Annotated in this window: 8 protein-coding genes; 2 read left to right on the top strand and 6 right to left on the bottom strand. The window is 72.4% G+C overall.

What is annotated here, in order from left to right; genetic code table 11:
- Positions 1-100: 100 nt before the first annotated feature.
- Genes ACX6XY_RS29700 through ACX6XY_RS29690 form a run of 3 tightly spaced genes read right to left on the bottom strand, consistent with a single transcriptional unit; the run spans position 101 to position 3,443 of the window.
- A complete protein-coding gene (locus tag ACX6XY_RS29700) occupies positions 101-979 on the bottom strand; it encodes an SDR family oxidoreductase (protein WP_460337598.1) in 879 nt (292 codons plus the stop codon).
- Complete coding sequence (locus tag ACX6XY_RS29695) at positions 976-1,902, bottom strand: alpha/beta fold hydrolase (RefSeq protein ID WP_460337595.1); 927 nt, start codon at positions 1,900-1,902, stop codon at positions 976-978. Before ACX6XY_RS29695 ends, ACX6XY_RS29700 begins: the two co-directional genes overlap by 4 nt.
- On the bottom strand, positions 1,899-3,443 hold the full coding sequence (locus ACX6XY_RS29690) for a flavin-containing monooxygenase (RefSeq protein WP_460337592.1): 1,545 nt from the start codon (positions 3,441-3,443) through the stop codon (positions 1,899-1,901). The genes ACX6XY_RS29695 and ACX6XY_RS29690 overlap by 4 nt, the downstream gene beginning before the upstream one ends.
- Positions 3,444-3,573: 130 nt before the next feature.
- Between ACX6XY_RS29690 and ACX6XY_RS29685 the strand changes: the two genes are divergently transcribed.
- Positions 3,574-4,260: a MerR family transcriptional regulator gene (locus ACX6XY_RS29685; RefSeq protein ID WP_460337589.1), complete on the top strand. Its 687-nt coding sequence runs from the start codon at positions 3,574-3,576 to the stop codon at positions 4,258-4,260.
- Between the two features lie 12 nt (positions 4,261-4,272).
- Here the strand turns inward: ACX6XY_RS29685 and ACX6XY_RS29680 are convergent, their stop codons facing one another.
- On the bottom strand, positions 4,273-5,067 hold the full coding sequence (locus ACX6XY_RS29680; RefSeq protein ID WP_460337586.1) for an exodeoxyribonuclease III: 795 nt from the start codon (positions 5,065-5,067) through the stop codon (positions 4,273-4,275).
- 67 nt (positions 5,068-5,134) lie between these two features.
- Here ACX6XY_RS29680 and ACX6XY_RS29675 point away from each other — a divergent pair, with 67 nt between their 5' ends.
- A complete protein-coding gene (locus ACX6XY_RS29675; protein ID WP_460337583.1) occupies positions 5,135-5,629 on the top strand; it encodes a GNAT family N-acetyltransferase in 495 nt (164 codons plus the stop codon).
- 3 nt (positions 5,630-5,632) lie between these two features.
- On the opposite strand, the gene ACX6XY_RS29670 is transcribed toward ACX6XY_RS29675, so the two are convergent.
- Both ACX6XY_RS29670 and ACX6XY_RS29665 read right to left on the bottom strand, forming a co-directional pair.
- Positions 5,633-6,883, bottom strand: a complete 1,251-nt coding sequence (locus ACX6XY_RS29670) for a HAMP domain-containing sensor histidine kinase (RefSeq protein WP_460337580.1) — start codon at positions 6,881-6,883, stop codon at positions 5,633-5,635.
- 7 nt (positions 6,884-6,890) lie between these two features.
- Entirely contained in the window at positions 6,891-7,346 is a 456-nt protein-coding gene (locus ACX6XY_RS29665; RefSeq protein ID WP_460337576.1) for a hypothetical protein, read from the bottom strand.
- Between the last annotated feature and the right edge of the window lie 270 nt (positions 7,347-7,616).

Raw genomic sequence — 7,616 nt, 5'->3', positions numbered from 1 at the left:
CGGTGACCGTTCTCGCTTGGCCCGCAGGGCGACACCCTCCCCCGGAAGGGGACACGGGGCACCCCGTGAAACCAGGGTGAGGGCTGCGCCCTCGGCCTGGTCAGCCCGCTGCGCGGGCTTGTTCGTCCGCGGCGCCGCCCTCGCCTACCAGCCCCGTACGGACAGACCCGAGCCGCGGCTCGAAGCGCCGCATCTCGCGCTGCCCCACCGTGGCGATGATCCCCGGCAGATAGCCCCGCATGGACTGCATCCCCCGCAACCACCACTGCGCATACACATGCGCCGAGCGCCGCTCGATCCCGGCCACGATCCGGTCCACCGCGGGGCCGAGCGGATAGGTACGGTTCGACGGCCACGGCAGCCGCTGCCGCAGCTCCCGCATCACGTCGTCCTGGTCGGCGCCCCGGACCATGTCCGTGTCGGTCCAGGAGAGGTAGCCGACGCCGACCCGTACGCCCTGGTAGCCGACCTCCGCGCGCAGGCTGTGCGCGAACGCCTCGACGCCGGACTTGGACGCGCAGTACGCGGTCATCATCGGGGCCGGGGTGATCGCGGCCAGCGAGGCGATCTGGAGCAGATAGCCCCGGCTTTCGGTGAGGACGGGCAGGAAGGCGCGTGCCGTCACCGCTGAGCCGATCAGGTTGACCTCGATCACGCGGCGCCACGAGTCGGGGTCGGAGTGGGTGAAGGGCCCGCCGCTGGCGACGCCCGCGTTGGCGACGACGATGTCCACCTTGCCGAAGCGCTGCTTGACCTCCTGCGCGACCCGCGCCATCGCGACATGGTCGGTGACGTCCGCGTGCCAGTGGTCGCTCTCGCTGTGCAGCCGCTCGGAGACCTGCTTCAGCGCGTCCGGCTCCAGGCCCACCAGGGCCACCTTCGCGCCGCGCGCGGAGAGCTTGCGGGCGAGTAGTTCGCCGACGCCTCGGGCCGCTCCGGTGACGACCGCGACCTGTCCCTCCAGGCTGACCCTGCTCATGCGCCCTCCTTGATCCGGATGTACGCGGCCGCGAGCGCGCGGGTCCGCTCGGTGATGACCTCGGGCGCCTCGATCGGCGTCATGTGGCCGACGCCCGTGAGTTCGACGCTGTCGACGCACGCGGGCAGGCTCGCGGCGATCGCGCGGGCGTGTACGGCGGGGGTGAACCGGTCGGAGTCGCCGACCACGACCGTGGTGGGTACGGTCAACTGCCGCACGCCCGCGTCGACATCGAGCGTGGCGAGCACCCGTGACCAGCCGTGGCGCACCTTGCGCGGGCACGCGTGCACGATCCGCGCGCAGGCCTCGACCTTGTCCGGCGCGGCCCCCGCGCCCATCGTCGCGTAGCGCAGGATCCGCTTGGCCAGGGCGGTCACGGGGCCCAGTGGCGCCCGTGAGCCGAGGATCGCGCGGGACAGCCGGGTGCGCGGCCGCCCGGCGGGCAGGGGCAGCACCGTGGACTCGGTGACCAGGCGCGAACTGCCCGTGCTGCACAGGAGCGCCGCCGCGGCGTGCTCGGTGAACTTCGGGCGTGCGGAGGCGGCCATCAGGGTCATGCCGCCCATCGAGTGCCCTACGAGCACCGCCCGTTCGCCGGGTTCCAGGGCGGTGGCCAGCACCGCCTCCAGGTCGTCGGCGAGTGCGCGGACGCTGTAGCCGGACGGCCCGGCGGGCTCGGGGCTGCGGCCGTGCCCGCGCTGGTCGTACGTGATGACCCGGTGGTCGGCCGCCAACTCCCGTATCTGCGCGGCCCAGAAGGCCGTGGAGCAGACCCAGCCGTGCACCAGGACCACGGCGGGCGCGCCCTCGGGGCCGTGCACCTGGACGTACAGCCGGGCGCCGTCGGCGGACACGGCCGTCAGCTCGTGTGCGGGGGCGGGCGGTGCGTACGGGCCGGAGGTGACGTGCGTCAGTCTGGTCATGCTTCCGCCTTCACTTTCTTGGCGCGCTGGTGACGGGGCTGGGGTGCGGGGGCGTCCTTCGGCGGTCGTACGATCTCGTACTCGGCGAGGTCGACGCGGCGGGTCGCGGTGCGGAACTCGGTGGTGGTGCCCGGCCAGAGGGTGGTGTTGACGCCGTTCTCGTCCAGGTACCAGCTGTTGCAGCCGCCGGAGCTCCAGACGGTGCGTTCCATGCGGTCCTGGACGCGGCGGTTCCAGGCGGACACGGCCGAGGGGCGGGGGGTGAGGGCCACGCGGCCGCCGAGTACGTCCAACTGCCTCAGGTAGTCCGCGAGATAGTTCAGCTGGGACTCGATCATGAGGATCATGGAGGAGTTGCCGAGGCCGGTGTTCGGGCCGATGATCGTCATCCAGTTGGGGAAGCCGGGCGCGGTCGCCCCGCGCAGTGACCGCATGCCGTCCTTCCAGGTCTCGGCGAGGGTGTGGCCGTCGCCGTTGACGACGCGTTCGGCGATCGGCAGGTCGGTGACGTGGAAGCCCGTGCCGAAGATGATCGCGTCGACCTCGGTCTCGGTCCCGTCCGCGGCCACGATCGTGTTGCCGCGTACCTCGCGCAGGCCGCTGGCCACGACGTCCACGTTGGGCTGGGCGAGCGCCGGATAGTAGGCGTTGGAGAGCAGGATGCGCTTGCAGCCGATGCGGTAGTCGGGGGTGAGCTTGGCGCGCAGGGCCGGATCCTTGATCGCGCGGTACATGTTCCGCTTGGCGATCGTCTCGACCAGGCCCAGTTCGTCAGGGCGCTTGGTGAACGCCTGAACCTGGAGTTCCCTGATGCCCCACAGCAGGCCGCGCCTGGCCGCCGCCGTGAACGGCAGCTGGCGGTGCAGCCAGCGCTCGGGGGCGCTGATCGCGCGGTCGACGCGGGGCAGCACCCACGGCGGGGTGCGTTGCAGCAGCGTCAGCTGGGCGACCTCGCGCTGGATCTCCGGCACGATCTGGATCGCCGACGCGCCGGTGCCGACCATGGCGACCCGCTTGCCGCGCAGATCGTAGTCGTGGTCCCAGCGCGCCGAGTGGAAGACCTTCCCCTCGAAGGCATCCATCCCCTTGATGTCGGGGATCTTGGGGTCGGAGAGCGGCCCGGTCGCCGAGACGACGACCTCGGCGGTCAGCGTACCGCCGCTGGTCTCCACCTCCCAGTGCAGCTGTTCGTGGTCCCAGCGCGTCCGCAGCACCTCGGAGTCGAGCCTGATGTGCGGGCGCAGCCCGAAGGTGTCGGCGACCTGCTCCAGGTACTTCCGGATGTGCTCCTGCCCGGAGAACGTACGCGGCCAGTCCGGGTTGGGCGCGAAGGAGAACGAGTACAGGTGCGAGGGGACGTCGCAGGCGCAGCCGGGGTAGCTGTTGTCCCGCCAGGTGCCGCCCACCGCCCCGGCCCGCTCCAGGACCACGAAGTCGGTGATCCCCTCGCGGCGCAGCCGGACCGCGGCCCCCAGGCCGCCGAACCCGGACCCGATCACCGCCACCCGCACATGCTCGCGCCGCTGCTTGTGCTCGCCCATGCCGCCGCCTCCCGCAGATACCTGACTCTGCCAGTAATCACTGGCGTGATGGGAGACTAGAACAGTCGCGTACCCATGGGTAGGGGTCGCGCGCGAGAAAGTTACCGGCGGTACAACATAGGGTTCCCTCGTGGCTGTGGAACACGAACAAACGAGCGGAGAGCGCGAGTACCGCACAGAGGAGCTGGCCGAGCTGGCCGGTATCACCGTGCGCACCCTGCGCTTCTACCGCGAGCGCAAACTCCTGCCGCCACCGCGCCGCGAGGGCCGCATCGCCTGGTACGACGCCCACCACCTGGCCCGCCTGCGCACCATCACGGGCCTGCTGGAACGCGGCCACACGCTCAGCGCCATCGCCGAACTCACCGAGGCGTTCGAGAGCGGCCGGGACGTCGGCGAGGTCCTGGGCCTCGGCGAACCCACCGAGGAGACCCCGGTCCGCCTCACCCCCGAGGAGCTCGCCGACTACTTCGAGGGCGAGGTCACCCCGGAGAACCTCGCCGCCGCACTCGACCTCGGCTATCTGGCCACCGACGGCGACGAGATCGTCCACATCAGCCGCCGCCTGCTGGACGTCTCCGCCGCCCTGGTCCGCCAGGGCGTCCCGCTCTCCGCGGTCCTGGACGCGGGCAGGCGCGTACGCGAACACGCCGACGCCCTGGCCGAGCTCTTCACCGCCACCATCCGCACCCACCTCCCGGACGGCGACCTGGGGCAGCTGCGCCCCCTGGCCAAGAGCGTGGTCGACGCGGAACTCTCCATGGCCCTGGACCGCTACCTGGCCGCCGAGAAGCCGGACGACCCGGACGCCGCGTAGCCGGTCGCGCGACTACCAGAGGTCGTAGGCCACCGTCACCGGCGCGTGGTCCGACCAGCGCTCCGCATGGCTCGCCGCCCGCTCCACGAAGCCCTTCACGGCCCGCTCCGCGAGCCCCGGCGTCGCCACCTGGTAGTCGATCCGCCAGCCCGCGTCGTTGTCGAAGGCCCGCCCCCGGTAAGACCACCAGGAGTACGGCCCCGTCTCGTCCGGGTGCAGGGCGCGGACCACGTCCACGTACTCCTCGAAGACCTCGCCGAGCCAGGCCCGCTCCTCCGGCAGGAATCCGGCGTTCTTCCTGTTGGCCTTCCAGTTCTTGAGGTCGGCCTCCTGGTGCGCGATGTTCCAGTCGCCGCAGACCACGACCTCGCGGCCGTCCGCCGCCGCCCGAGCCTTGAGCTGCCTCAGGTATGGCAGGAACTCGGCCATGAACCGTTCCTTCTGCTCCTGCCGCTCGGTGCCGACCTCGCCGGACGGCAGGTAGAGGCTGGCGACCGTGACGCCGGGCAGGTCGACCTCGGCGTACCGCCCGCTGTCGTCGAACTCCTCCGACCCGAAGCCGACCCGCACCCGGTCCGGCTCGCGGCGCGTGTAGAGCGAGACGCCCGCGCGGCCCTTCGCCGCGGCCGGGGCGTGCACCACGTGCCAGCCGTCCGGGTCGCGCACCGGGTCCGGCAGCTGCCCGGGCTCGGCACGCACCTCCTGGAGGCATACGGCGTCGGCGTCCGTCCGGGCCAGCCACTCGACGAAGCCTTTCCTGGCGGCGGCGCGCAGCCCGTTCACGTTCACGGAAGTCACAGTCAGCACTCGGGCACAATACCGGCACACTGGGAGGACATCGCCCACTCGTCCGCATAGAAGTACGATGGAACGCATGAATATACGCAAGGTCTCGTACGACCACCCCGACGCCGTCAAGCTCAACGACCGCGTGCAGCTGGAGTACGTCGAACGCTACGGGCTGGAGGACGACGAGGAGGGCGACGTCACCCCGCTCGACGCGTCCATGTTCCGGCCGCCGCACGGCCTCTACCTCATCGCGTACGACGCCCTGGGCGTCCCGGTGGCCACCGGCGGCTGGCGCAGCCAGGACGAGAACGACGAGGGGTACGCGGACGGCGACGCCGAACTCAAGCGGATGTACGTGATCCCCGAGGCACGCGGCCAGGGGCTGTCCCGCACCGTCCTCGCCGCCCTGGAGGACGACGCGCGGGCCGCGGGCCGGGTGCGCATGGTCCTGGAGACCGGTATCAAACAGCCCGAGGCGATCGCGCTGTACACGTCCAGCGGCTACACGCCGTGCGCGAAGTTCGGCCACTACCGCGACTACGACGACAGCCGCTGCTTCGCGAAGCCGCTCCACGCCTGAACGTCACCGCGCACCCCCGAGATCCGACTCCCCGGACGCGTCACGCACCGCACTGCGCAGATCCAGGACCGCAAGCCCCCCGCCCTCGCTCGGGTTCGCCAGGCGCAGCCGCGCGCCGAGCACCCGCGCCTGGCCGTACGCGATGGTCAGCCCGAGCCCCAGCCCGGTGTCGCGCTCGCCGGTGTGGAAGCGCTGCGGTCCGCGCGCCAGTGTCTCCTCCGGGAAACCGGACCCGCTGTCCCGCACCCGTACGACGCCGCTCTCGACCTCGACGGTGACCGGCGCGGCGCCGTGCCGCAGCGCGTTGGTGACCAGGTTGGCCAGGATGCGCTCGACCCGGCGCGGCTCGGTCTCCACGTCCGCGTCGCGCAGCACGGTCACGGTGACCCCGCCGACGTCGGTGCCGTGCCCCGCCACGGCGGCCACCGCGCCGCGGACCAGCGCGCCCAGCGGACGCGCCTCAAGCACGGGCCGCTCGGCCGCGACGTCCAGGCGGGCCACCTCGATCACGTCGTCGACGAGCACGCGCAGCCGCTGCGCGCTGGCCCGCACCAGTTCGGACGGCCGCCCCGGCGGCAGCAGCGCGGCCGACGCGACCATCCCGGCCACCGGAGTGCGCAGCTCGTGCGCGATGTTCGCGGTCACCTCGCGCTCAGCCCGCAGCCGGGCCGACAGCGCGTCCGCCATGGTGTTGACGGCGGTGGTCAGCTTGGTGATCTCGTCCTTGCCGCGCAGCGGCAGCCGGGCCGTCAGATCGCCGTCCGCGATGCGCTGCGCGGTGTCGGCCGACGCGGTCAGCCGCCGCCCGAGCCGGGTCGCGACGAACAGCCCGACCACACACGCCAGCGCCGTCCCGACGCCGCCCGCCGCCCACAGCACCCGGTCCAAGTCCCGTACGGTCGCGGCCTCGCTGTCGTACGGCCGCCGCAGCGCGACGACGTCGCCGCCCTGCGGGCTCGCCGCCCACAGCCAGGGGTCGCCCAGAGAGTCCCGGTCCAGGTAGACGGCCCACTTCCCGCCGCGTACCGCTTCGGCGAGCGGACCTGGCAGGTCGGGCGGGTCGATGAGCGTGTTGTTCGCGTCCACGCCCGCGGCGTGGTCCTGCACCGCGGTCTGCAGCCGGTCCTCGATCTGGCCGACCGCGGCGTCGAACTCGGCCCGTACGGTCTGGTGGTGCACCAGCACGCCGATCACGACGGACACCAGCGCCGCGGTGGCCGCGATGGCCACACCGATCTTGGTACGGAGTCCCATCGGCGGCTCAGAACTCCGGCACGGCGAGCCGGATGCGCTGCAACTGCACCCGCACGGCCGCATCCGGCAGACTATCGGGGCGCTCCGGCTCGACCGTCGCCCGCTGGTAGTACGCGCCCGCTCCCTGCTTCTGCAGGCCGCTGAGCGTCACCGTCACGTCGTACGGCTTCGCGTCGCACGCGGGGCGGCACCAGTCGCCGCGCAGCTTCCCCGTGGCCGCCGCGGTCGGCCCGCCCCAGTCTTCCCAGCGCAGCCCCGAGAGCTCGACCTCCTCGCTCAGCCGGATCGACGCGGGCTGGCGCGTCGGCTCCCCGTCAGTGCCCGCGACGTGCACGGGCCCAGCGGCCGGTGACGGCGACATCGCGTCCCCCTGCACATGCAGCCCCGCGGGCTGCGCGCACCCGCCGAGCAGCACGGCGGTCAGCGCGGCGCCGGAGGCGGCGAGCGGGAAACGGCACAACATGCCTCAAATGTAGCGACACGGGCAGACCTCCGTGCCACCGCGCACTCCCGCGCCCCTGATTCCACGGGCGCCCCGTGTCCCCCTCCGGGGAGGGTGTCGCCCTGCGGGCCAAGCGAGACCGGTCACCGGGGTCGGGGGGTTGTGCCCACCCGTTCCGCCCTGCGGAACGTATGCCCACAACGGCAAGACGCGCTCCGGCGTGAGGGGGTGGGGTGGGGGGTGCGAGCGGAGCGGGGACTGTGAACTGGGCAGCACGCGGTTCGCAGCTTC

Source organism: Streptomyces sp. O3, from assembly GCF_054788135.1.
Note: the sequence above shows the minus strand (reverse complement) of the source record. Positions and strands in the feature narration are given on the sequence as shown.